This window comes from Streptomyces sp. NPDC059037, from assembly GCF_042740015.1.
GTDB lineage: Bacteria > Actinomycetota > Actinomycetes > Streptomycetales > Streptomycetaceae > Streptomyces.
In genome coordinates this window covers 15678-16888 of the sequence record NZ_JBHYIG010000216.1, presented here as the reverse complement: position 1 = coordinate 16888, position 1211 = coordinate 15678, and the positions used below count along the sequence as shown (strand labels likewise).

Here is a 1211-nt window from a genome sequence, read left to right as displayed (position 1 = left end):
GTCATGCGGTCGTCGAGGAGCATCAGCGTCAGACCGATGCGCTCCTCCTGGTCCTCGGTCAGCTCTCCCGTGTCGAAGCGCCGCAGGGCCTGCCGCTCCATCAGCTGACGCAGCAGCTCCACGACGGTCAGCACGAGCTTGACCAGGTCGCGCTCCACCGTGTCCGGGTCCAGGTCCAGCCGGTTCCGTCCGGCCGTCCGCCGATCGCTCATGTCAACTCCCGCCAGGGTGCGGGAACTTGCGCGTTCACCGAGCTGATGAGGGCGTTCAGATCGATACGGACGAGATCGACGTCCGCGATCCGCAGAGTCAGATCCCCGGTGATCACGACTCCGCCCGCGAGCAGCCGGTCGAGGAGGTCGACCAGGGCGACCTCACGACGTTCCACGACGGTGATGCCCCGCCTCCCCCGCCGTGTCGTCCGTGTCGTCCGTGTCGTCCGTGTTGTCGGTGTCGTCGGTGTCGTCGGTGTCGCCATCCAGGCCCGCGAAGGAGTACGCGGCCCACGGCCCTGTGAGCTCCACCCGCAGTCCGGGTTCCTCCTCGCCCTTCGTACGGCCCACCAGTTCCACGAAGGCCTCCGAGCGTGAACGAGGAACCAGATAGGCCGCGTTGAGAACGTTGCGGCCGGATGCCCGGGAGAGGGCCGCGCCCTGCGGGGCGTGCAGCCGGGCGTCCTGCGCGGATCCGGACAGCGTGTCGTGCAGTCGGCGCGCGAACTTCTCCGCCCTCTCCCACGTCTCCTCATGGGCGTGCGTACGCAGTCGGCGCCGGCGCAGATAGTCCCTGCCGTTCGCCGCCTTCTCCGGCGGCCCGGTCGACTCGGCGGCCGCCGGCTCGGCGTAGACCTTGACGCCCCATTCCACCCGGCCGTCGAGCCGGGCGAGCGCCCGCCGGAACGCCTGCTCCCGCGCCTCCATCATCACGCGTACGCCCGCGTCGTCCCGGAACACGGTGGCCAGCCGCAGCGGGAGCGGTGTGGTGACCGCGGTGAGCGCGTCGATCACGCCCTGGTGGGCCCGCGCGGTCGCGCTCAGCCACTCCAGGTCCTCCAGATGGCGGCGCAGCGGCTCCTCGGCGAAGTCCCGCTCCGGGACCTGACTCACCACGGCGATCAGACCCGGGGGTATTCAAGTGGCCGGGGGCCGAACAGCGTCCCCCCTGCACTACGCCGGGTGCCGGGGGCCGCAGGGGGGGGCGAAGGCGTAGAC

The 1211-nt window shown here is 71.0% G+C and carries 2 protein-coding genes and 1 pseudogene; all 3 read right to left on the bottom strand.

The window, feature by feature from the left end; genetic code table 11:
- Positions 1-212: gas vesicle protein K (locus ACFWY6_RS33175; protein ID WP_384698382.1), on the bottom strand; the 212-nt coding region annotated here is incomplete at its 3' end.
- Complete coding sequence (locus ACFWY6_RS33170; protein ID WP_365501793.1) at positions 209-397, bottom strand: gas vesicle protein; 189 nt, start codon at positions 395-397, stop codon at positions 209-211. The genes ACFWY6_RS33175 and ACFWY6_RS33170, both read right to left, overlap by 4 nt.
- Positions 375-1124 (bottom strand): annotated as a pseudogene (locus ACFWY6_RS33165) (GvpL/GvpF family gas vesicle protein); the annotation flags it as partial. The pseudogene ACFWY6_RS33165 and the gene ACFWY6_RS33170, both read right to left, overlap by 23 nt.
- Positions 1125-1211: the final 87 nt, after the last annotated feature.